Annotated in this window: 18 protein-coding genes; 4 read left to right on the top strand and 14 right to left on the bottom strand. The window is 48.8% G+C overall.

The window, feature by feature from the left end; all coding sequences use genetic code 11:
- Positions 1-10 precede the first annotated feature (10 nt).
- From MYF79_RS17810 to MYF79_RS17765, 10 genes are all read right to left on the bottom strand, one after another.
- Positions 11-376 carry a winged helix-turn-helix domain-containing protein gene (locus MYF79_RS17810; protein WP_199656636.1) on the bottom strand — a complete coding sequence of 122 codons (366 nt, stop codon included), beginning with the start codon at positions 374-376 and terminating at the stop codon, positions 11-13.
- A gap of 143 nt (positions 377-519) precedes the next feature.
- Positions 520-1500, bottom strand: coding sequence for a GTP 3',8-cyclase MoaA (moaA, locus tag MYF79_RS17805; RefSeq protein WP_247809001.1), 981 nt, complete (start codon positions 1498-1500; stop codon positions 520-522).
- Positions 1490-2098: an NTP transferase domain-containing protein gene (locus MYF79_RS17800; protein ID WP_247809000.1), complete on the bottom strand. Its 609-nt coding sequence runs from the start codon at positions 2096-2098 to the stop codon at positions 1490-1492. Before MYF79_RS17800 ends, moaA begins: the two co-directional genes overlap by 11 nt.
- A gap of 11 nt (positions 2099-2109) precedes the next feature.
- Complete coding sequence (locus MYF79_RS17795; RefSeq protein WP_247808999.1) at positions 2110-3228, bottom strand: XdhC family protein; 1119 nt, start codon at positions 3226-3228, stop codon at positions 2110-2112.
- A gap of 1 nt (position 3229) precedes the next feature.
- Positions 3230-3889 (bottom strand): hypothetical protein, encoded by a 660-nt coding sequence (locus tag MYF79_RS17790; protein ID WP_247808998.1) that lies wholly within the window; start codon positions 3887-3889, stop codon positions 3230-3232.
- A 38-nt stretch (positions 3890-3927) separates the two neighbouring features.
- A complete protein-coding gene (locus MYF79_RS17785) occupies positions 3928-6111 on the bottom strand; it encodes a xanthine dehydrogenase family protein molybdopterin-binding subunit (RefSeq protein WP_247808997.1) in 2184 nt (727 codons plus the stop codon).
- Complete coding sequence (locus tag MYF79_RS17780; RefSeq protein WP_247808996.1) at positions 6108-6581, bottom strand: (2Fe-2S)-binding protein; 474 nt, start codon at positions 6579-6581, stop codon at positions 6108-6110. The genes MYF79_RS17785 and MYF79_RS17780 overlap by 4 nt, the downstream gene beginning before the upstream one ends.
- A gap of 776 nt (positions 6582-7357) precedes the next feature.
- Positions 7358-7693, bottom strand: a complete 336-nt coding sequence (locus MYF79_RS17775) for a hypothetical protein (RefSeq protein WP_247808995.1) — start codon at positions 7691-7693, stop codon at positions 7358-7360.
- A gap of 1 nt (position 7694) precedes the next feature.
- Complete coding sequence (locus MYF79_RS17770; protein WP_247808994.1) at positions 7695-11930, bottom strand: DUF6443 domain-containing protein; 4236 nt, start codon at positions 11928-11930, stop codon at positions 7695-7697.
- A gap of 365 nt (positions 11931-12295) precedes the next feature.
- On the bottom strand, positions 12296-12961 hold the full coding sequence (locus tag MYF79_RS17765; protein WP_247808993.1) for an NAD-dependent epimerase/dehydratase family protein: 666 nt from the start codon (positions 12959-12961) through the stop codon (positions 12296-12298).
- A gap of 527 nt (positions 12962-13488) precedes the next feature.
- On the opposite strand from MYF79_RS17765, the gene MYF79_RS17760 reads away from it, so the two are divergent.
- Positions 13489-13893, top strand: coding sequence for a DUF2809 domain-containing protein (locus MYF79_RS17760; protein WP_247808992.1), 405 nt, complete (start codon positions 13489-13491; stop codon positions 13891-13893).
- Between the two features lie 303 nt (positions 13894-14196).
- A complete protein-coding gene (locus MYF79_RS17755) occupies positions 14197-15966 on the top strand; it encodes a cellulase family glycosylhydrolase (protein ID WP_247808991.1) in 1770 nt (589 codons plus the stop codon).
- A 118-nt stretch (positions 15967-16084) separates the two neighbouring features.
- Here the strand turns inward: MYF79_RS17755 and MYF79_RS17750 are convergent, their stop codons facing one another.
- Both MYF79_RS17750 and MYF79_RS17745 read right to left on the bottom strand, forming a co-directional pair.
- Entirely contained in the window at positions 16085-16456 is a 372-nt protein-coding gene (locus tag MYF79_RS17750; protein ID WP_199656623.1) for a DUF779 domain-containing protein, read from the bottom strand.
- A 401-nt stretch (positions 16457-16857) separates the two neighbouring features.
- Positions 16858-18390 carry an aldehyde dehydrogenase family protein gene (locus MYF79_RS17745; RefSeq protein ID WP_247808990.1) on the bottom strand — a complete coding sequence of 511 codons (1533 nt, stop codon included), beginning with the start codon at positions 18388-18390 and terminating at the stop codon, positions 16858-16860.
- A gap of 168 nt (positions 18391-18558) precedes the next feature.
- Here MYF79_RS17745 and MYF79_RS17740 point away from each other — a divergent pair, with 168 nt between their 5' ends.
- Positions 18559-19485, top strand: coding sequence for an AraC family transcriptional regulator (locus MYF79_RS17740; protein ID WP_247808989.1), 927 nt, complete (start codon positions 18559-18561; stop codon positions 19483-19485).
- Here MYF79_RS17740 and MYF79_RS17735 read toward each other — a convergent pair.
- Positions 19482-21362, bottom strand: a complete 1881-nt coding sequence (locus MYF79_RS17735; RefSeq protein ID WP_247808988.1) for a M1 family metallopeptidase — start codon at positions 21360-21362, stop codon at positions 19482-19484. The genes MYF79_RS17740 and MYF79_RS17735 overlap by 4 nt on opposite strands.
- A 97-nt stretch (positions 21363-21459) precedes the next feature.
- Between MYF79_RS17735 and MYF79_RS17730 the strand changes: the two genes are divergently transcribed.
- Positions 21460-21708, top strand: a complete 249-nt coding sequence (locus tag MYF79_RS17730) for a hypothetical protein (RefSeq protein ID WP_199656619.1) — start codon at positions 21460-21462, stop codon at positions 21706-21708.
- A 151-nt stretch (positions 21709-21859) separates the two neighbouring features.
- Here MYF79_RS17730 and MYF79_RS17725 read toward each other — a convergent pair whose 3' ends face one another.
- Positions 21860-22360 (bottom strand): 2'-5' RNA ligase family protein, encoded by a 501-nt coding sequence (locus tag MYF79_RS17725; RefSeq protein WP_247808987.1) that lies wholly within the window; start codon positions 22358-22360, stop codon positions 21860-21862.
- Between the last annotated feature and the right edge of the window lie 9 nt (positions 22361-22369).

Raw genomic sequence — 22369 nt, 5'->3', positions numbered from 1 at the left:
TGTGTAGGTATTATTTTAAGCGTTGTGTTTCTTCTTCCAGAAATTTGCTGAACCGCACTCTCATCTCCCGGTGATAAGCGATCAGCTGACGGGCCTCTTCAGAAATAGCAGAACCGCCTCCGTTATCGCCGCCTGTGCTGGTGATCACCAATGGACTACCCGCCATGTTGTTCAGATTATTAATGAGTTCCCAGGCTTTCTTGTAGGACATCTTCATTTTCTTTGCCGCCTGGTTAATAGAACCGGTTTCCTGTATCAGTTCCAGCAATTCAACTGGTCCGGGCCCGAAGAACCGTTTGCCATTCCCTTCTACCCACAGACTGCCGTTTACTTTTAAAACGCCATTTACCAGTATGTCTTTGATTGCTTTTTCCATTTATCAGATTCCGGTTGTGATTGACTGACGATGCCCTGCCAAAACTTATTTCCGTCGCGATAGACACAATGTAAGGAATGGAGCATCGCACAATGTGACTGACAGCATGCAGGCTTCCGCTGCAATTTATAGCATTCCCACCATTATCCGCCAATGGTGATCATACTCCTATTTTTAATAGCAGCAGCTTCCACTTCTTCCAGTTTTCCGGAGAACTGTCCTCCCAGGGCTTTGGCCTTGCTAAAGATGCTCTGATTGATCAATGGTAATACATCTTCGCCATTCCTTAACGCAGTCAGCAGGTCTGTTTCCCCGTTGGAGAACAGGCAGTTTTTCAGTTTACCATCCGCAGTAAGACGCATCCTGTTGCAGGTATCGCAGAAAGGCGAAGTCATGGTGCTGATAACGGAAAAAGTACCGACATGCCCTGGTACAATAAATCCTTTCGCGGTATCATGCGCCCCACCTTTCAACGGCAGGTAATCGTATGCCGTACTGATATTTTGCAGGATCTCCTGTAAAGACATCACCTTATTGCTTGTCCACCGGTTACCACTAAACGGCATAAACTCTATAAAACGTACATGCACGGGCGTATGTTTCGTCCAGGCCACAAAGTCGTTGATCTCTGTATCGTTCAGACCTTTCATCGCCACCACATTGATCTTCACATGAATACCTTTCCTGATCAGCAGATCGATATTGCTTTTCACCTGGTGAAAAAGGTCTCGCCTGGTGATCAGCATGAACTTTTCAGCCTGCAGGGTATCCAGGCTGATATTCAGAGAGCGCACACCTGCTTCTTCCAGCACGTCAGCAAATTCATGCAGGCGAACGCCATTGGTAGTCATGGTAAGTTCCACAGGCAGGCGGGAAAGGGATAAGATGATCTTTGCCGCATCTTTTCTTACCAGCGGCTCACCGCCGGTAAGCCTGATCTTGCGCACTCCATTGGCAGTAAAGATCCCTGCCAGCGTAGCTATTTCATCGGCCTGCATTAAGCGGGAGGCCGGCGTAAAGTCATAGTCTTCCTCCGGCATGCAGTAAAAACACCGCAGGTTACAGTTATCTGTCAGGGAAATCCTCAGGTAATCATGCACACGGTTATAGGAATCAATTATCATCTGCTAAAACTTGCCCTGTTAGTAATCGCTGATAATCCTCAGCTGTATCAATATCTAAAGCTCCAAGCGGAAAAGGCACCAGGGCCAGGTCGTCTGTAGACTGTTGTAATATCTTTTTTGCACCTTCCTGTCCTTCCAGGGCTGCCAGCGCATCGAAATAAGTATTTGCAAAGAGCACGGGCGTACCTGCCGTGTTATCGTAGGTGCAGGCAATGATCCCTTTTCCGGCAATTATCTGCTGGTCCATCAGCTGCTTCAACAAAGCCGCATTCACAAAAGGCTGATCGCAGACCATGATGATCACACCTGTGAGGCCTTCGTGTTTTACCAGCACCTTCATCCCGGTACTGATGGACGAGCCCATGCCTTCTATCCAGTGATCATTTTCCACTATCTCAATGGCAAATCCGCAAAGTTTTTCCAGTATCTGTGGTGCGTTCGCACCTGTTACCAATACCACAGGACTGCCTACCGCTGCAATTGCTTCTTCTGCCATCTGGCAGATCAGGGTCTTTCCCCTGTACATCAGCAATTGTTTCGGCTGTCCCAGGCGGGAAGAATTACCCGCCCCCAAAATAATTACACCGTATTTTTCCATATCCATACGATTTACAAAGTATGTATCGGCCCGTTTTTCTCTCTTAAAGGAATGCCAGTCCTTTCTGAAAGTACGCTTTTTATTTCAGCCGTCACAGACAATGCAATTTCCTCTGCTGTTTCCGCACCGATGTCCAGTCCTACCGGTCCATGGATCCTGGCCCTTTCTTCTTCACCTACCGTAATACCTTTTGCCGCCAATTCATCCAGCATGCGTTCCAGCTTCTTTTTAGGCCCCAGCGTACCGATGTAAGTTACTTCTTTTTGCAGGAGTAATTCCAGCAGTGCCAGGTCATAATTGTAATTATGTGTCATCAGGACGAAAACGGTCCTTTCGTCAATGGTCACCTTTTGCAGCACTTCTGCCGCTTTGCTCACGATCACCCTGCGGGCGCCGGGGAACCTGGCCGGTGTAGCATACAGGGCCCTTCCGTCCACGACTGTTGTATGCCAACCCTGGATGCGGGCTATTTCCACCAAAGGCATAGCGTCATTCCCTGCTCCCGCAATAACCAGGGAAACAGGCGGTTTCAGTAGTTCTACAAAGCCATGCAAGGCCGGTTTCTCATCTCCGTACTGTTTCACCATCCCTTGTCTGGTGCTGAACACCTCCAGCACATCCTTTACGATGGCCGATTTCAGGTTTCCGTCTTCCAGGCTTCCTGCAAAGTCATTCCCTGAATAACGAAGACAGGTACCAGGCTGCTGAGCAGCCTGGTTTAACCTGAAAAGAGTTACTAATACGGCATCCTCACGTTTCTCCAGCACCTGCTCCAGCAGCCTGATAGCATTGTGTGAAGAAGCCGGGTCTATCGGTTCGAACAGGATGTGGACGATACCGTTACAACCCAGTTGTACGCCTATTTTCGCGTCATCCTCATCCGTTGTGTCGTAGGTGACCAGCTTATTCTGCTGCTGGATGATGGCCAGGAGCGCTCTTCTCAAAGCATCCCCTTCCAGGCATCCGCCGCTGATAGCTCCGGTCATTTCCCCATCTTCCGTTACCAGCATCCTGGCGCCCGGACGACGGTAGGAAGATCCTTCCACGTGTACAACAGTGGCGAGCGCCACCTTTTTCCCGTTCTCGCGGGATTGTGCATAGGCCCGTAAAATATCCTCGATCTCTTTCATCTTATTTATCCGGCAAGTAAGCGCCCTTATCCAGCCATGTTTTAAAATGTTTCACAAATTCGGCGCGGCTCATAGGTAAGTGGGCCAATCCTTCTGCGGGGTTCCACCCGCTACCCACCAATGAATCCTTGCTTACGTGTTCGATCAGTGCTTCGTGGTCTTTGTGACCATTCTCATTTTGATTCAGCATGGTCTTCGCCAGCTCCCGCGGCGTTTTACCCTGGAATACCATCTTCATATCAGCCGGTGGCAGGTGCCAGTTCGGATTGCCCGGAGGCATGTGCAGCCCTGGGGTATTCTGTGGCTGGTGACAGTTAGAGCATTTCATTGCGTAAAGCCCCTTGCCATCTGTACCACGCTGTACATTCATAGTGTGTACGTGGCTATCGTCGCCTTGCAGGGGCCTGTCGCCTTTCGGGTGACAGTTCATACACCTGGGATGCATCAGCACTTTATAAGCCTGTAAAAAGGCCTTTTTCGAGATCACACTATCCGGCTCTGCCATTGCTGTCTCTGCAACCTTTGTTTTATCTTCCGACGGCACACCATTGAAAGCATCCGTACGGAAAGATACTACAACCGAAGAAATTGCCGTTGCTGCCAACAGCAGATACACGACTTTCTTTGTATTAAAATACTGGTTTTTAGTTAATTGTGCCATAACATCTCATTACGTGTAAAAAATCAGGATACCGTCGCTTAAGCCGGCAGGTTCGCCTTGTTGAAAGGCAGGTTCCTCAGGCGTTTGCCTGTAGCGGCGAAGTAAGCATTCGCGATAGCCGGTGCTACCGGTGGCACGCCTGGTTCACCCACGCCACCCATTTTGCTGCTGCTATCCACAATATGCACTTCTATGTCCGCCGGGGTGTCAAACATCCTGGCTACCACGTAATCATTAAAATTGCCTTGTTTTACACGACCATTCTCCAGGGATATCTCGCTATGCAGCGCTGCTGCAACCCCGAAATTGATCCCGCTTTCTATCTGGGCTTTCACACCATCAGGATTTACCGCCAGACCGCAGTCTATAGCGCATACTACACGGTGTACCTTGATGGTGCCGTCTTCGTTCAGGGAGATCTCCGCTACCTGGGCTACATAACTGAGGAAGGACTCATGCACTGCTATTCCCCTGAATCGTCCGGCAGGCAATGGTTTACCCCAGCCGGCCTTTTCGGCTGCCAGGTTAAGCGCCGCCAGATGTCTCGGGCTGGACTTCAGCAATTCCCGGCGGTAGGCTACCGGATCTTTGCCTGCTGTATGTGCCAGTTCATCGATCATGGCTTCCATTGCCATACCTGTGTGTGTATGCCCTACGGAACGCCACCACAACACCGGCACCTGATTTTTAGGAGAGTGTAAGGTCACCAGGCGGTCAGGAACAGCTTCCAGATAAGGCGAGTCCACCACTCCTTCTACGGAGGCAGCGTCAATACCATCTTTGATCATTCCTGCAAACAGTGTCCCTTCCATGATGGACTGGCCCACTATCGTGTGTTTCCAGGCTATTGGCTTTCCCTGTGCATTCAGGCCTGCTGTTATCTTGTGCAGGAAGGCCGGGCGGAAATAACCACCTTTTATATCATCTTCGCGGGACCATACCATTTTCACCAATGGCTTGCCACTGGCCTTAACAATATGTGCCGCTTCACTTACGAAGTCGGAAGATGGCGTGGCCCTTCTGCCGAAGCCTCCGCCAAGGAACACGGTATTCACCCTGATCTGCTCCGGCTTCAGTCCCAGGATCTTCGCCGCAGCACCCTGATCCAGGCCCGGCATCTGTGTACCGGTCCATATTTCACACTTGCCGTCTTTCAGCTGGATGGTCACATTCAAAGGCTCCATCGGTGCATGCGCCAGGTAAGGGAAGAAATATTCAGCCTCTACTGTCTTCACTGCTTTCGACATAGCACTGTCCACATCCCCTGCTTTACCAGCCTGGGTGCCTGGCTTCTGTGCCAGCTGCCTGTACTCTGCCAGCATCGTTGCTGAATCTACCTTCACACCCGCTCCCAGGTCCCAGTCCACTTTGAGTGCCGCCCTGCCTTTTTTAGCGGCCCAGTAGTTGTCTGCCAATACAGCTACCCCACTGGGGATCTGTACCACCTGGCGTACACCCGGTATTGCTTTCGCCTTTGCGGAATCCACGGTCTTCACCTTGGCGCCGAAAACAGGTGCGTGCAACACCACTGCTGTCAGCATGCCCGGGAACTGCATATCCATCCCGAATTTTGCAGTACCGTTTATTTTAGCCGGTGTATCCAGTCGTTTAACGCCTTTACCGATATACTTCCACTCCTTCGGATCTTTCAGCGGTACATCACCTGGTGCAGGCAATGCTGCTGCTGCAGTGGCCAGTTCTCCGTAAGTGGCGCTCTTATCGCCTGCCCTTACCACACCGTTCTCTGTCTTACAGTCGGCAGGGCTCACGCCAAATTTCTGCGCAGCTGCCTGTACCAGCAAAGCCCTGGCAGTAGCGCCGGCCTTGCGGTACCTGTCAAATTCAGACCAGGTAGTGCTGGAGCCTCCTGTGATCTGTATCCCGAACATGGTATGATTATATGGCGCCCAGGCATCTCCATGCTGTACCACCATCTTATTGACGTCTACATCCAGTTCGTCTGCTATCATCATTGACAAGGTCGTCCAGATACCCTGGCCCATTTCAGCATGTGCCAGATATACCAGTACTTCATTATCTGCTGTTATATTCAGATACGCATTTGGAGCGAATGCTGCGCCACTTTGTGGGCCCAGCATGGAAGGCGCTGCTGCGCCGAGCCTTTTAGCGCCGGGAACTGTAAAGGAGACCAGCAGTCCGCTGCCCAGTACAGCACCGGTTTTCAGGAAATTACGCCTGCTCGTGTTCAATGTTGTACTCATTTGTTCTTACCTCCTTCCCGCTGCATTTTTGCGGCCAGGTGAATGGCCTTCCTGATACGGGGATATGTGCCGCAGCGACAGATATTCCCGGACATTGCGCTATCAATGTCTTCATCTGTTGGATTTGGGTTTTCTCTCAACAACACCGCCGCAGACATAATCTGGCCGGACTGGCAATAACCGCATTGCGGTACGTCCAGCTCTATCCACGCCTTCTGCAGGTAGTTGTCCGGATCAGCAGATAATCCTTCAATAGTTACTATTTCCTTTCCAACAGCCCGCGACACCAATGTAACACATGAACGTACCGCTTCTCCATCCAAATGAACGGTACACGCGCCACATTGCGCCATACCGCAACCGAATTTGGTACCAGTTAATCCGACTATATCCCTTATCGCCCATAACAAAGGCATATCAGGACTGGCGTCTACTGTGTACTCTTTCTGGTTGATCTTTAGCTTAACCATAAAGAATTGCTTTTCTGTAAATAATAGATCTAAATAGGTTGACTTGCGGCAGGGGACTATTGATAGTAGGGGAAACCCGGTTACAGTGCACTGTTTCACTGTAATCATCAGAATGGGTTATCCAATATCAAATTTGACCTTTGCTTCCTGAATCGTTAACGTTTAAAAGCAAATTTAGTTCGAAGGGTCGGATTACAAATTGCAATATTCAAACAGATAACTATAAATTTCAAAGGTATCTTGCTGAGAGCGTTGTTTATTTGCGGAAATAACGATGGAGAGGGGTTATAAAAATCAAACCGGTCGCTTCGTGGTGGCGTCGCGGTTAGCTGGGGTTGTAAATTTCAAATGCGTGATTATTGCGGTTTGGGGCAAGTTGCTACCGGTGTTTTGAGATTGACATTGATTTTACTGGCTCGATTGCCGAAATAGTTTTCAGATTCGATTGTACCTCGCGTTATGGCCAATCGCTTTTAGACTCGATTTCGGAGAATAGTTCGCGGTTTGCTTGATTGCAAAGTAGGTAGCCTGTCGTTTGTTTACTAACAATTTTTCCGACTCGATTAAATAAGTAGCTCGCGGTTTGAGGTGGGACCACGGGCTGTAGCCCCTTTCCGAGACGCACGATTGAGCTTTGTCAAGCGTAGGGGCTTTGGAATGGCCCATTTAACCCCTGTCAATCGTGTCAGGCTCTCCAATGGGCTAAGGCCCGCAGTCTCCACCTCAAACCGTCCGCTACTTATAGGCGACTTCTGGTTTTCCTGTGATCTTATTGTTTAGAAAAAGAAATAGACGCCGGTGCCACGTTCTAAGGCTTCTTGGAAAAGGTGCTTCAATCGATGAAGAATGTCGTTAGAAACAGGTAGGTTGAATACTTCACTGTTTAATACCATTTCCAATTCTTCCTTTTTCACAATTTCAGCATCTTCGAAGTCGTCAATCATTGCATCTGTCATTTCGTTTAACGTGTCGAAAAAGCCATTATCACAAAGTTCTATAAACTCAGAACTAGTCAAATAAATCCGGATTAGCTGGTCATCTGTAGCCTCATTGTAGTCCAGTGCATGTTCCGCTTCTTTGTCCTTTGGAACTTCTATCAATCTTATTTTCATTTCAATCTATATTTATAAAGTGAGTAACTTGGTGATATTCTATTTTGTCTCTACCCATCTGTTTTCCGTTAACGAGTATTTTGTTATTCGGTACTTTTCCAGTGAAATCCACATATCGCCGTTCTCCTGTTAAAGTGGTATTTTCTAGTCTGAAATAGTCTCCAAGATTATCATAAACAACCCGAATTTTCGCTTCAGGGTTATGATAATAAGTTTTCGTCCCCTTCTCATTTAAAACACCCTCCGCCCCCGGTGCAAACTTTTCTCGCGCTTCCTTTAAACTACCACTCGCCCATCCATCCCCAAACAGTGCTCTTCTTTCTGCGCCATCCAGTTTGGCTTTCATTTGAGCTCTTACTTCGAACCCTGCCGCGGTTTTGGTGCCTGCACCTGCTGCTTCTGAAGTGAGGGCGAATTCTTTGGCAGCAACGGTGGCGAGTTTTACTTCCACGCCTCCAATGCCGGTTGGGGCGGCAAGGGGATTTTTGCGGAACTCCTCGAAAAGGAGTTGGGGCGTCGTTGTGCCGGTGGCGATACGGTACTTGAAATTATTGATTCCCTCTTGTGCTTTCTCACGGACGAAGTTCTTTTGCTGGGTGGTATTCCGACGGAAATTTTCTTTGGCGTCGGCGGCAAAGTTGAGTAACCTCGTGAAGAAACCGTCGCCGGGACCGGGCCAGTCGCCGAGCGGGTCGCTGTACCTGATCGGGTTGTCAAAGTGCGATGCGTAGGGCGACCAGGACTCCATGGCGTCAATCTTCGGATCGATCTGTTTCCATCTGCCTGTCTGAGGGTCCAGGGTGCGGTAGAAAGCGTCGTATTGGTTAAGGCCAAGGTCAGCGCTGAAGTCTATGCCATTGTACCTTTTCCTGTTCTCAGGATACTGCGTTCCTTTCAGGGCGTTTCTGCTGATCCCAGCCATCGTCAGGCCGAAAGGATAATAGTGTGTCTCCTCAAGCAATGCGCCCCCGTTGTGGGTAACTACCAGGTTGTCAAAGAATACATCCTGTCCGCTTTCGTTGCTGGTATAAATGTAAATAAAACCCGTCTTCTTTATCCGCATCTTTTGCACCACCAGGGTCTGTAAGGCATCTATCGCACTGCCGACCTGTCGCATGCCGGAGTTCTCATCCACAAGGTTGAACTGATCGTCGAACAGGATATAGCTAAGATAGGCCTTAGGCTTGCCTGGCTGATCCTGCGAGGCGTCCTTCGTTTTTAACTGGTTGTAAGTATTGCTGTTTAACGTATATACAGGCGAAGCACTGCCTGTTGCCTGGTGTATCCCGCCTTTGATGGTGGCGCCACTGAAGGCGTCCAGTATGGCTGCTACCATGGTGGCGGCAGTCGTGCTGGAACTAAGCGCCCCCGCATGTTTGTATAAGGCCCTCACTCCTATCTGGAGACTGTCGCCCGCCACTACGCGGAGCACGATCGATGGCCCGATCTTCTGTCCGTTGATGGCGTTGAGCCTTGCCACATAGGCGTTCGGGTTGGTAGTACCGTCTGTTGGATAATTGGCAGGCCTGGAGGTGCGGGTCTTGTCAATGTTACTGAACAAGGCATTTTCAGTTCCGGCCATGGCGGCTTCCATCGTTGCGGCGTAAATAGCGGTGTCTTTCTGGCTGCTCAATACCATACGGACATTGCCCTGTTGATCTTTTATGAAATAGTCGAACGCATAAGTTACCGGCTGCCCTGTTCTGTATATGGGCCTGACCCTGCCCTCTTCGTGAGAGATAAATTGTAAACTGTCCTGCTCATATTGAAAGTCGTTGATGTAATGGGTCGTACGGAACAATTGCGGCTGAATACTGGCATCAGTCACCATCTTAGCCAGCCTCTCGCCAGTGCCCCCTGCATACAGATAATAAATAGAGGCGGTTTTGTTCTTTGCATAAAGAATGGCAGGCAATTGCTGGTGATTGTAATAAATGGTGTCAATGCCTTTGTTCCTGTCCTTCGCTATGTTGCCGTTGGGGTCATACCAGTAATCCTGTTCTTCCCGGTTGTCTGTTTCATTGAAATCGCCCAATGTGCTGGCGGGATTGTTCTTTTTGTCGGTCACATAACTGAGCCGGTGACTGTTATTGAAGTAGCCGTATTTTAAACTGTCTATCGTCTGAATGACCGGACCGTTCAATCCCATCTGCTTCATGGCTAAAAGATTGCCACCTGCGTCGTAGGCTAATCCGCTTACGGAAAAGTCTGCTTTGCTGTTTGTCCAGGCGGTATTACCGCTTAATTGTTCACGGAAATCAGCACGGGTCAGACGGTCTGCCCTGTCATAGTCATATCCGTAAGCACGCGGAATGCCGTCTGACAGGCTTTTCCATTTGATCCCGGCGATGTTTCCATTGTAGTCGACACTGTCAAATCCGTAGTCATAGCAGTATTCCTGTCCGAACCAGTTGCTGGTGGCATTGAGCGTGTTGACAAACTGCCTGTTCAGCGCTTTCAGCCAGCCGCGGATGTTGTATTCATACTGCAGCAACTCTAACTGCGTGGCGGCGCCACTTACGTCGAGGCGCTTCGTTTTCAGTCGCCCGAGTTCGTCGTAGGTATTGACAGCTATTGTGCGCTGCAGGGCCGGATTGTCATTGATCCGTTTTTTGACGGTATCAATCCTCCCCATAGCGTCATAATCGAACTGCGTGAGTACGGTTGTCAGCGGTGTCAATGTGCTGCGCGGATTCGTGTGTTTCTGATAGATGCTCAACACCTTGCCGCTGAAGTCATAAAGCGTATTGGTAATATCCCTGCCACCGGGCATATTGTCTGTGATGGTCTGGACCACCCGTCCTTTGTCATTGTAGTAGATCGTCGTCGTATTGAACTGCTCCGTGGCTTCGATGCGGTAACGCCTGCCCGTTGTCAGTCCCCTGGTCATGGTACTGGCTGTTGCCGGCAAGGCTTCTGCATAAGGATTGGCTCCTGCCTGCACCTTTGTGATGTCGGCCGTCACATAATTTTGCCTGCCGGGAAAATTATAGTTGTTGTAGTAGGTGTTTGTCAACACCCGTAGGGCGGAGGAATCAATGAATGGAAAGGCGTTCAGCGGATTAAACCCTGCCTGGTTCACCGCCGCCTGCATAGCCTCCCGGCTCCTGGCATCGTAGAAGAGCGCCGTTTTCTGCTCCCGGTCCAGTTGATCATAATAGGTGGCATGCCACATGCCCAGCACTTTCAGGTTCCCATCGCGCCTGCCAATCAGCCTGTCCCTTTCATCGTAGATCATTTCGGTGCTATCGGCGCCTGGCACCTTCTGTACGATCATCCGGCTGCGTTTGTCATAGCGATAAAAAAAACATAACTCCCTGGCGATATCAGCGGGTATTATCCAATTGCTCCGGATGGCTTCTACCGCTTTGGGCGGCACTATACATCGCAGATCCCCCAGGCCATCGTAGACATAGTAAGTACACAGCCAGCCTGTATGTGCAGCACCCGGCGCGGCTGCCAGCTGCGTCTTTTTCAGTACGACATGCCCCTCCTTGTCTTTATATAGTACTGTTTGGACACCCGCTTCATTGATCACCAGCTCCTTCAGTAATTCTCCATTGCCATATATGCGGCTGCTAACCGGCATGGGCGACAAAGCGTTTACATCCCAAAGTCGTACGGAATCGGCTATACTGTTCACCAGGTATTGCTGTTTTACCGGGCGATTGCCACCCTCTTTCGCCCAGCTGTTCCCAGGCGCCCATGTCTGTAAGACCCGGTTTAATGGAGAAGCCTCATATGCGGTTTGTGTGTAATAGATACTGTCGCCACCTGTTCCCGGCGCCAGGGTACTGTCCCGGTAAAAAGCCCGCTGGCCGGCGAAGGGCGCCATTTTAAAAAGACCGTCACTGGTGTTACCCGTTTTCGGAATATAGGGCAGGTATTCATATTGCTCTCTTCCGAAAGCATCATAATCCACCGGGCTGACCCGGTCTTTCCCTGTCGGACTGAGGCCCTTTTCAACGGTCTGTAACAGGCGTCCAAGTCCATCGAAATATTGGGTTTCCTGTTTTACCTCCGCCACTGTTCTGGCGGCAGACATTACTGTGGCACTTTCAGCTATCGGCATGGATGGCGTCCAGGTACGAATGGAATTAACCATTGTGGTAGTATAAGGAGCCGGCGCCACAGCGGGAATAGCTGCAGGTCTGCTCGTATTGGCGGGCTTGTTCTGTGCCCTCAAGACCCCAACGATAGATAAGGGAATCAATAAAAGAATACTGGTTACTTTCATGGTATGGTTATAAATACTGATTAACAGAACACGGATAGTAATGCGTGCCAGGACAATCAAATGGCCACAACAATAATAGAATAGCTGTAAGAACAAGAAATAATCAATGAAGGCTATATAGCCAGCACCGCAGAGATCCGGGACTAACAATTATCTATGAGAATCGGAAATATATGGTTATAATGCCAGGTATTGCAGATACCAACTTTTCATAATTAAACAATGAATGGTTATACAAGAACAAATGGTTACTAAAGCAGTGCGAAGTACGGCTAACTTTTTGAAAAAACAGTTAATTAGAAGTTAATGAAACAAAAAAGTACCGGCACGGATGTACGTTTATCCGCCGATGGCGGGAGAAGATATCAAACCCTTTTCCCGAGAGCGATAAGATCCTTTCCTTCCAATATCTTTTTCTGATAACCGTTCAATGTCACATTTATCATTGCCAGCCCTATCTCCTCCAGCTTGGCAAATCCCCCCGGAAATAGTGCCCGCCCTACCGGGTATATCCATCCGATGTATTTATACAAGGGATGTACGCGTTTCAGGCCTTTGATCCGCTTGATAAAACCAGGACGGAACGCAAATACCGCTTTGAAAGGCAACTTCATCAGGTCGTTCTCCGTTTTCCCTTTTACCCTGGCCCAGTTTGAGCGTCCTTTTTCCGTGCTATCGGTACCAGCACCGGATACATAGCAAAAGGTCATATCAGCATTCAGCCGGCTCAGTGTCTCTGCTACATGCATCGTCAGTGTGTACGTCATCCGGTAATAAGTTTCTTTGTCCATTCCTACAGAAGAAACGCCCAGGCAGAAGTAACAAGCGTTATAGCCGCTTAACTGATCCCTGATGGGGCTAAAATCAAAGAAATCTGCGTGAATGATATCTTTCAGCTTTGGATGCGTCACGTCACAGGGCTTCCTGTTAATGACCAGCACCGCCTCTACATCCCCGCTTAACAGACATTCATGCAGTACGCCCTCTCCCACCATGCCTGTCGCTCCCGTGATAATGGCTCTTATTTTCATATCGCTTGTTGGTTTTCCGGATTGATACGTCCAGGCCAGGCAACCTGACCCGACGCTCCATAAAGATAAATGAATGGGGCCAAAGCCAAAAGCCGCTTTGTTTCTTGTCCTAAAAGACTGTTGGTAGCCAGAATTCTCACTAATTACCCGTATGTAAATCATCTTCAACCTATATATAAGCCATATATAACCCATATCTCTTTTAATATGGGTTATATATGGCTTATATATGGCTTGTATATGGGTTATATATGGGTTATATATGGGTTATCTCAGGTAATGCAGTGCAGTAGCGGCCGGACAAAGCATATAGCAGAAGACTAATTTATTAGTATACTGATAATAATAAGTTAAGAAATAACACCTACTAACTATATGAACTTTATTATGTTAAGTAAGCGGTCCGGGAGCTGAAAAATTCCGCTGCTGCTTGTGTGATAATGACCGGAAGAAGTGTTCCACATATCCTGCTCATTTGACGGTAATATGCCTGTGGAAACATGCAGATGTTTCCTATATTTGGCCTTATGAAACCTATGAGAGCGAAGAAGATATTCCTATACTTTGTGCTGTTCCTGCTCACCATTCCCCTGGGACTGGCAACCCGTCTGTACCCGGATCACTTTCCCGGCCTGATTAGTACCTATGGAGGCGATATATTGTATGCCACCTGCCTGTTCTTCTTCCTGCGGTTCTTATTTCCCGCCACAGAGCTGATAAAACTGGGTGTCCTGACCTTTCTGGCATGCATCGTTATCGAACTGCAACAGCTGTACAAGGCCAACTGGATCGTGCAGTTACGGCATACCTTCCCATTCGGCCTCATACTAGGCTACGATTTTGTATTGAGTGACTGCATCTGTTACGCCATCGGCGCCTTGCTGGGAACAGGGATCGCAATGTTACTGGAACGCGCCCCCGTGCTGCGCTAAGCGTATTTCTGATATATGTTTATGAAACTGAAAAAGATATTCGAATATCTAATACTGTTCCTCGCCACTATTTTCGTAGCATTGGCGCTTCCTCATCTTTTTGCACTGATTATGAATCAATTCCTATATTGATCATGCTCGAACTCCTGCAAAGGTCATACAGTGGCACCATTGCAGATATTATATGTTTTAGGGCAGGCGTTCGCGTCTGCGCATCTTTGCATGTGTATCTACCCGCTTATCAATCCCCGTCTTTTTTCTATTGATAAATTCCTATTTTGTCTCTTCGTCTAATTCATTGTTATGAAACTAAAACACGTCACGTTATTCCTATTGATCACCCTCTCATTTAAACCCTCCGGTAGCCGGAGCCAGGGTTTCCTCAGGGCGAAAGGCACTCAGATCGTTAACCAGAAAGGAGAAAACGTATTGCTGCGTGGCATCGGCCTTGGTGGCTGGATGTTGCAGGAAGGCTATATGTTACGGGTAAACGGCCAGGGCCAGCAACATAAGATCCGCGCTGGTATTGAAAGCCTGATAGGCCCGCAGAGAACACAGGAATTCTATGATGCCTGGCTGGATAACCACACTACCAAAGCAGATATTGATTCCCTGAAAGCATGGGGCTTCAATTCGGTTCGTCTGCCTATGCACTTTAACCTCTATACCTTACCGGTAGAAAAAGAACCAGTAACCGGGCAACATACCTGGCTGGAAAAAGGTTTTGCCATGACAGACAGCCTGCTGGCATGGTGTAAAGCCAACAAGATGTACCTGATACTGGACCTGCATGCTGCTCCCGGCGGACAAGGAAACGATCTCAATATCTCCGACCGCGACGGATCCAAACCTTCTCTCTGGGAAAGCGAGCCTGACCGCCTAAAGACCATCGCCTTGTGGCGGAAGCTGGCAGAACGTTACCAGGACGAGCCTTTCATCGGTGCATACGACATCCTGAATGAGCCAAACTATGGTTTCGAAGATCCTGAAAATGATAAGAACGGCCTGAAGGAGCAAAACAATGTACCGCTCAAACAGCTGCTGCAGGACATTACCAAAGCCATTCGCGAGGTGGACGGCCGCCATATCATTATCATTGAAGGAAATGGTTGGGGAAATAACTACAATGGTATGCTGCCTCCCTGGGACAAGAACATGGTACTGAGCTTTCACAAATACTGGAACCTGAACGATACCAAATCCATCCAGCATATCCTCGATTTCCGTCAGAAATATAATGTGCCGGTATGGCTGGGTGAAACCGGTGAGAACTCGAATGTCTGGTTCACAGAGGCTATCCGCCTGTTCGAGAAGAACAATATCGGCTGGTCATGGTGGCCGCTGAAAAAATTAGGTGCGAACAATCCGCTGGAGATCCCATCCAACGACAAATACATGCGTGTGATCAACTACATCAGCGGGAAAGGCAGTGCGCCTGCAGCCGATATGGCCTATGAAGGCCTGATGGAAGTGGCCAGGGCAACAAACATCAGTAACAACATCCTGCACCGCGATGTGATCGACGCGATGATCCGTCAGCCGTTCTCTGAGAAAACGCTGCCTTTCAAAAACAATACGATCACAAATACAGGAACCCTGGATGCGGTGGACTATGACCTGGGAGTAAACCGCGCGGCCTACTTCGATACGGATACAGCAAATTACCGCATATCCAATCCTAAATGGGTTGGTGGTAACCGCGGAAGGGTGTACCGGAATGATGGGGTGGATATTGTAGCTGATTCGGCCAATGCAGGCAGCTATTATGTAACTGACTTTGCTACCGGTGAATGGTTGAAATACACAGTAAATATTACCCTGAAAGGGAAATATACACTGTCCTTTCTTGCCGCTCCCGGTAAAGTGCCCGGGAAGCTGGCTGCGACAATCGACGGAAAACCAATAGGCCAGGTGAATGTCGTCCCGGCAAAAGAAAACAAGCGTGGTGAATGGCAGGCGTATACACTGAAAAATATTGCGCTGAAGAATGGCCGCCAAACCCTCCGGCTATTTGCTGCAACCGGAGGATTTGACTTAAAAGCCATTCGTTTTGAAAAGTCCCCTGTACCCTAAGAATTTAAATGCCATACCGGCACCGGGGTAATATACACTGATCATCATAAGTGCTCACATTGATATGAAAAGTCCTGTCAGTTGAAACTGCAGGACTTTTCATTTTTCGGGATAGTGTTTAAGTCAGCGGTTGTGTCGTTTCCAGCTCCGCAACTTCCTCATCGGAAAATACGCGGGAGCGGATATGAAATCTGACTCCCAGGGGGATCTCCAGTGAAAAACTACTGCCACGCCCCTTGATGACGTCCAGGATCAATTGCGTGTGTTTCCAATACTCAAACTGGTCTCCGCTCATATAAAATTTACATCCATCTACCTCGCCCAGACATACGTCTGTAGCGCCTGTCTTAAATTCCCCCTCCGGAAAGCACATCGGCTGTGAGCCGTCACAACAGCCCCCACTTTGGTGAAACATCAGGGGGCCATGCCTGTGACGGAGCTCATTGATCAAGGATATGGCTTCCTCAGTTGCTATGATTCTCTTAGTCATGAAAAAAGTTAAGACACTGTATAAAAAAATCAGGAATCAAGCGTGATCAGGAAAGGCTGTACTTGTAGCCGCAGGGCTGATTGCCTTAGAACAAACCATTTTATCCTCCGTCAATCAGCTCCGTCAGGAGCTGCGTGTTTGTAGCCCGGGGTGATAACCCCGGGGCCGTGTTTATAGCCCTGCGTGACAACCCCCCGGGCCGTGTTCGTAGCCCGGCGTGATCCCCCGTGGCCCGTGTTCGTAACCGCGCGTGATAACCCCGGGGCCGTGTTTGTAGCCCGGCGTGATAACCCCGTGGCCCGTGTTCGTAGCCCCGCGTAATAACCCCGGACAAACGACATATCACCCCAAACGGCATTTACAACAAACCAACATCATTTTCGATTCCCGATACAATTCCATCAGAAGAATCCCAGTTTCTGTTTACCATAAGATATCAGCATATTCTTCGTCTGGCGGTAATGATTCAGCATCATCTTATGTGTTTCCCTTCCGAAACCGGATTTCTTATATCCTCCGAATGGCGCGTGAGCCGGATAAGCATGGTAACAGTTCACCCATACCCTGCCGGCCTGTAATGCCCTTGGCACCTGGTATAGTTCATGCGCATCCCTGGTCCAGACGCCGGCGCCCAATCCATAGAGCGTATCATTGGCAATCTCGATCGCTTCTTCCGTTGTTTTGAAAGTGGTGACACAAGCTACAGGTCCGAATATTTCTTCCTGGAATACCCGCATCTTGTTGTTTCCCTTCAGCAAAGTAGGCTGTACATAATATCCGTGCTCCAGTCCGCTGTTCTGATGGTAAGCATCCCCACCGCACAATACTTCTGCGCCTTCCTGCTTACCAATATCCAGGTAGCTGAGGATCTTCTGGAACTGGTCTTCGCTGGCCTGGGCGCCCATCATGACGGTTGAGTCGAGCGGGTTACCCATCTTAATGGCTTTTGTACGCTGGATAACGCGCTCCATAAAGCGGTCATAGATATGATCATGCACCAGTATGCGACTTGGACAGGTACATACTTCTCCCTGGTTCAGGGCAAACAGTACGGCGCCTTCTACGGCTTTATCAAAGAACTCGTCATCTGCATCAGCTACGCTTTCAAAGAAAATGTTAGGGCTCTTGCCTCCCAATTCCATTGTAACCGGGATCAGGTTTTCGGAAGCGTATTGCATAATAAGCCTGCCGGTGGTTGTTTCTCCAGTGAAGGCTACCTTCTGCACCTTCGGAGAAGAAGCCAGTGGTTTACCTGCTTCCACACCAAAACCGGTTACAATATTCAATACGCCTTTAGGTAAAACATTGCCGATCAGTTCCATCAGCACCATAATGCTGGTAGGCGTCTGTTCAGCGGGTTTTACCACTACACAGCAACCTGCGGCCAGTGCTGGCGCAATCTTCCAGGCTGCCATGAGCAGCGGGAAGTTCCAGGGAATGATCTGTCCTACAACGCCGATCGGCTCATGCAGGTTGATGCTGACCGTGGTTTCGTCATGTTCGCTGATCGTGCCTTCCTCACTGCGGATCACGCCGGCGAAATAACGGAAATGATCTACTACCAGTGGCAGGTCGGCAGCTTTGGTTTCCCGGATCGGTTTCCCGTTGTCTATCGTCTCTACAACGGCCAGGTAATCCAGGTTATCTTCTACTATCTGTGCGATTTTCAACAGCAGGTTACTCCGGTAAGATGCAGCTGTTCTGCTCCATGTTTTAAATGCTTCATGGGCCGCATCTATCGCTTTATCAATGTCAGTTGCATTGCCTCTTGCAGCTTGTGTGAAAACCTTACCATCAATGGGTGAAATATTATCAAAGTATTCACCACCGGATGGTGGCACCCATTCCCCGTTAATAAAATGCTCATACCTGGTCTTAAATTCAGGACGTGCTGCCAGGGTAGACGAAGGGGCAGCAGATGTTGCAACGCTCATAATTTGTGGAATTTTTTAAACGTGAAATAATACGTGAAATAATACCTGCAATTTCCTGAACTGGCAATAAGAGACGGATATTATCGTACTTATTTATAGCACAATCGTACCTTAATTTTGAGATCGCGGGGAAATTGGTTAACTTGTTAGTAGTAAACTGATATTCCTATGCAGATAAAGAATTATTTGCAGACGATAGACCTTACTATTCCACGGCAGCTGCAAACTTTAGTAGAGAACAGGCGGGTGTTCAATCTCCGCAACTGTGAACTGAGCATCTTTGAAAGTTATGAGGAGGCATACGATGTGCCGCTCACTTTCAATGACCTCGTTATTACCAGCATGATCCGCGGTAAAAAGATCATGCACCTCATCAATAAACCCTCCTTCGATTACCTGCCCGGAGAATCACTGATCGTACCGCCACAGGAAACCATGGTCATCGACTTCCCGGAAGCCGCCCTGAACAATCCGACACAGTGTATTGCCCTGGCTATAGACGACAGCTATATCCGGGAAACCGTCAATTACCTGAATCATTATTACAACAGCGACGGGGACCAGCAAAACTGGCAACTCTCCTTCAACCAGTACCATTTCGAGAACAATCACGAGATCACTGAATTGATCAATAAACTGATCCGCATCTGCAGCAGTAATGACAGGTCGAAGAATATCTATGCGGATCTTCAGCTGAAAGAACTCCTGATCCGCCTGCTGCAAAGCCAGCAGCTGGGACAGGCAGAAGAAGGCAGCGTTTCCAACGTAAACGGTAACAGGCAGAATTTCGTATTGAATTATATCCAGGAGCATCTCACCGAAAAGATCGCGGTAGAAACCCTGAGCCGGCAGGCATATCTCAGCAGGAACCTCTTCTTTAAGTGGTTCCGTGAGCAGTTTGGTATCACACCGCTGGAGTATGTCAACAAAGAAAGGATTAAGCTTGCCAAACAGTTATTGGCAAAGCCGCAAAGCAATATTTACGATGTAAGCAAGCTTTGCGGCTTCACAGATGTCAATTATTTTATCAGGGTGTTCAGGAAGGTGGAAGGCACTACCCCCAAGGTTTATCAATCTTCCTGCAATTGCAATTAGTTAGCTCTCCACTCATTATCCTCCGGAGTGTAGTCAGTATACAGCACACCATCCAGTGTTACTGCCGTCACCTTCCCGCTGACAGGCACCGTTACAGTTACCTGTTTGCTGCCGCTCTTCCATAATGCCGGGGTCTGATGCACTGTTTTGGTCTTGCCATCCGCATAAGTGATCACCACATCAAAAGGAATGGCGAAGCCGCCTGCATTTACGACAGACAGTTCCGCATTGTTACCTTTTGTCTTCACGCCCGCCAGCTTCAGGTCTATATAGTTGTTGCTGAAGAACCAGTTGTTCCAGAACCAGTCCAGGTTCTGACCCGCATAATTGTTGAAGGAATTGAAGAAGTCCCAGGGAATAGGATGTTTACCATTCCAGTCATGGATGTAGCCATGCAGGCACTTGCGGAACAGCTCATCGCCCAGCAGGTCTTTTACCGCCAGGTAAGCCAGGGAAGGTTTTCCATAGGCGTTATTGCCATATCCTGCGCCACTCACCTGGTGGGACTGTGAAATAATAGGCTGATCTTCCTCCCCGGAAGCGTCTTTGATATAGGAATCCACCCGGAACATCCGGTAGAATTTGTCGGCCGCCACTTTGCCCTTCTCCGCTACGCCGATGAGGTATTCGAAGGTAGTAGCCCATCCCTCATCCATAAAGGCATAACGGCTTTCATTGATGCCCATATAAAAAGGGAAATAGGTATGTGCTATCTCATGGTCCTGCACAAGCTGCGCAAAACCGATCTGATCGCCTACGGTGGCATCATTGACCATCATCGGATATTCCATATCGGCAAATCCCTGGAAAGCGGTCATAGTAGGGAAAGGATATGCTACGCCCGGCCAGTTACGGGAGAACCAGTCTAATGCATAGCGGGAAAAATCCACAGAATGGTGAAAGTCCGCAGCAGCGTCATCATAAGCGGCCTGCACACTGGTACGGCGGCCCGTAGCACTGTCTACCACTACACTGGCCGCATCCCAAACATAATGGTCGCTCATGCCAAAGGTCACGTCCGCTATGTGGGAAGCCCTGAATTTCCAGGTGTTCCAGTCCTTTTGCGCGGTCACTTTGCCGGCGCGCATCTCTTCCCTGCCGGCAATATTGATCAGGCGATCTGAGGTGTAGGAGCTTTTCAGGCGCTGCGCTATATCGGGCTGCAATACTTCCTCCACGTTCTGCAGGATACCGGTACCCCATACTACGTAGTTCTTTGGTGCGGTGACTGCCACCTCATAATCATTAAAATCGCTGTAGAATTCTACCCTGTCCATGTGCTCGATCTTATCCCATCCGTTATAGTCGTCGTATACAGAAATACGCGGATAGGCATAAGCCAGGAAGAAGGTCGTGCTGTCTATGCGTCCTTCCCGTCCGCTCTGTTTGGATAAGGTGTAGTGCCAGCTCACATGCAGGTCAAGACTGTCTTTAGACTGCAGTGACTGGGGCAATTTAACCATACCCACCGTTGCAATATCATTGTCGAAAGGCACATTCACACCCCCAATTATCAGGGTGTCTATGATTACGCCGTCTTCTGTCAGGAAATCTTTGCTCACGTACCCGGAGCGGGGCGCATTGGTCTTATGCAGGTTGCAGATCAGGCGGATGACGAGTTCATTCAGCGGATCGGGGCTATTGTTGATATAACGGATCTTTTCCCGGCCATATACCACACCGGAGGGGGCGTTTACTTTCAACTGAATGTCATAGCGGCCTTTGTTTTGCCAGTAATTGCGACCCGGAAGGCCGTTCTTTGCCCTTGTCTGATTAGCATATGCCTTTTTAATATTCCGGGGCATGTACAGCTCCTGGGCAGACGCTATTCCCCCGTACCCGAGCAGGAGCGCCAGTGCGATTACAATCCTTATCATAAGAAGTATTTAGATATCCGGCAAATATACAGCTGCCTAAGATTAGTAATATGAAACTAGGCATAATGATTGTGCCGGTTCCTGTAAAATGTTACGTATGGATACATTCACGCTCGACTACAATAATAGTCAAATAACTGTTACACCATCAGGCAAATGCCAGTTCAAAGTGGAAATACCGGGAAAGAAAATGTTGCTGCTGCTGAAACAGGACAACGAAGGCGCTAACCACTGGTTTGAGGAAGGCACTGACAATGAAACTGACGAAGCCCGGGCCATCGGAGCCGCTATCGATAATTACATGGCAAAACATGATTCGCTGCCGATGCCTGATCAATATCATTGATATTGGCGGTCTGCATAAAGCAGGAGTTTCATGCAGGCTGTTTTTATAATTGCTGTTCGCCGTTTATGATAAACGGTAAAGGAATGGTATAACTATTTTAAAAGATAGTAGCAATAAGACGATGTGCTTTGTTCTAAGGTGCATCGTCTTCTTATTTCTGAAAAGGGAACACTGTTAGCGCTTTCCATGGGCCATGCAGGTAACGCCAGGTCTGCAGCCCTGTGGCCCTCATGTCAAAAGGCACAAAGTCCTCCAACAATGTCTTATGTACATAGTCCGCTTTAAAGGAAGTGACCTTGTTCTGTACTGTAATGTGTGGCCGCAAGGCTTGCCTGTCCTGTTTTATCAACCAGGGATCGAAAGCCTGCTGCAACTGTTGATGTAATAACTGCAGTTCATCTGATACCAGCCTGTAAGCAACGCCCTTTCCGAAATTGACAATACCCGCTACCGTTAATGTGAGCGGCCCTCTTCGTGCTACATCTGCTAAAGTGGCTGCAATGGCAGGTTCCTCTAAGGGTAAATGATGAAACAAAGTAATGTGAGCATCCAGGTAGTTGGCATGAGCCGGAAAATAGCGTTCCCGTAAAGCGTTAAAGTGCGCCTGATATGCTTCTTCCATCTGCAACGTAATGATCTGAATACTACTCATTGTCTGTAT

It is taken from the genome of Chitinophaga filiformis (assembly GCF_023100805.1).
GTDB classification, from domain to species: Bacteria; Bacteroidota; Bacteroidia; order Chitinophagales; family Chitinophagaceae; genus Chitinophaga; species Chitinophaga filiformis_B.
This window is presented reverse-complemented; position numbering and strand designations above follow the sequence as displayed.

Coding starts and splice junctions, on each gene's coding strand:
- MYF79_RS17785 (WP_247808997.1), bottom strand. CDS start 6,111: ATGAGTACAACATTGAACACGAGCAGGCGTAATTTCCTGAAAACCGGT.
- moaA (WP_247809001.1), bottom strand. CDS start 1,500: ATGATAATTGATTCCTATAACCGTGTGCATGATTACCTGAGGATTTCC.
- MYF79_RS17765 (WP_247808993.1), bottom strand. CDS start 12,961: ATGAAAATAAGAGCCATTATCACGGGAGCGACAGGCATGGTGGGAGAG.
- MYF79_RS17790 (WP_247808998.1), bottom strand. CDS start 3,889: ATGGCACAATTAACTAAAAACCAGTATTTTAATACAAAGAAAGTCGTG.
- MYF79_RS17730 (WP_199656619.1), top strand. CDS start 21,460: ATGGATACATTCACGCTCGACTACAATAATAGTCAAATAACTGTTACA.
- MYF79_RS17745 (WP_247808990.1), bottom strand. CDS start 18,390: ATGAGCGTTGCAACATCTGCTGCCCCTTCGTCTACCCTGGCAGCACGT.
- MYF79_RS17795 (WP_247808999.1), bottom strand. CDS start 3,228: ATGAAAGAGATCGAGGATATTTTACGGGCCTATGCACAATCCCGCGAG.
- MYF79_RS17810 (WP_199656636.1), bottom strand. CDS start 376: ATGGAAAAAGCAATCAAAGACATACTGGTAAATGGCGTTTTAAAAGTA.
- MYF79_RS17800 (WP_247809000.1), bottom strand. CDS start 2,098: ATGGAAAAATACGGTGTAATTATTTTGGGGGCGGGTAATTCTTCCCGC.
- MYF79_RS17740 (WP_247808989.1), top strand. CDS start 18,559: ATGCAGATAAAGAATTATTTGCAGACGATAGACCTTACTATTCCACGG.
- MYF79_RS17750 (WP_199656623.1), bottom strand. CDS start 16,456: ATGACTAAGAGAATCATAGCAACTGAGGAAGCCATATCCTTGATCAAT.
- MYF79_RS17725 (WP_247808987.1), bottom strand. CDS start 22,360: ATGAGTAGTATTCAGATCATTACGTTGCAGATGGAAGAAGCATATCAG.
- MYF79_RS17775 (WP_247808995.1), bottom strand. CDS start 7,693: ATGAAAATAAGATTGATAGAAGTTCCAAAGGACAAAGAAGCGGAACAT.
- MYF79_RS17735 (WP_247808988.1), bottom strand. CDS start 21,362: ATGATAAGGATTGTAATCGCACTGGCGCTCCTGCTCGGGTACGGGGGA.
- MYF79_RS17760 (WP_247808992.1), top strand. CDS start 13,489: ATGAAACCTATGAGAGCGAAGAAGATATTCCTATACTTTGTGCTGTTC.
- MYF79_RS17770 (WP_247808994.1), bottom strand. CDS start 11,930: ATGAAAGTAACCAGTATTCTTTTATTGATTCCCTTATCTATCGTTGGG.
- MYF79_RS17755 (WP_247808991.1), top strand. CDS start 14,197: ATGAAACTAAAACACGTCACGTTATTCCTATTGATCACCCTCTCATTT.
- MYF79_RS17780 (WP_247808996.1), bottom strand. CDS start 6,581: ATGGTTAAGCTAAAGATCAACCAGAAAGAGTACACAGTAGACGCCAGT.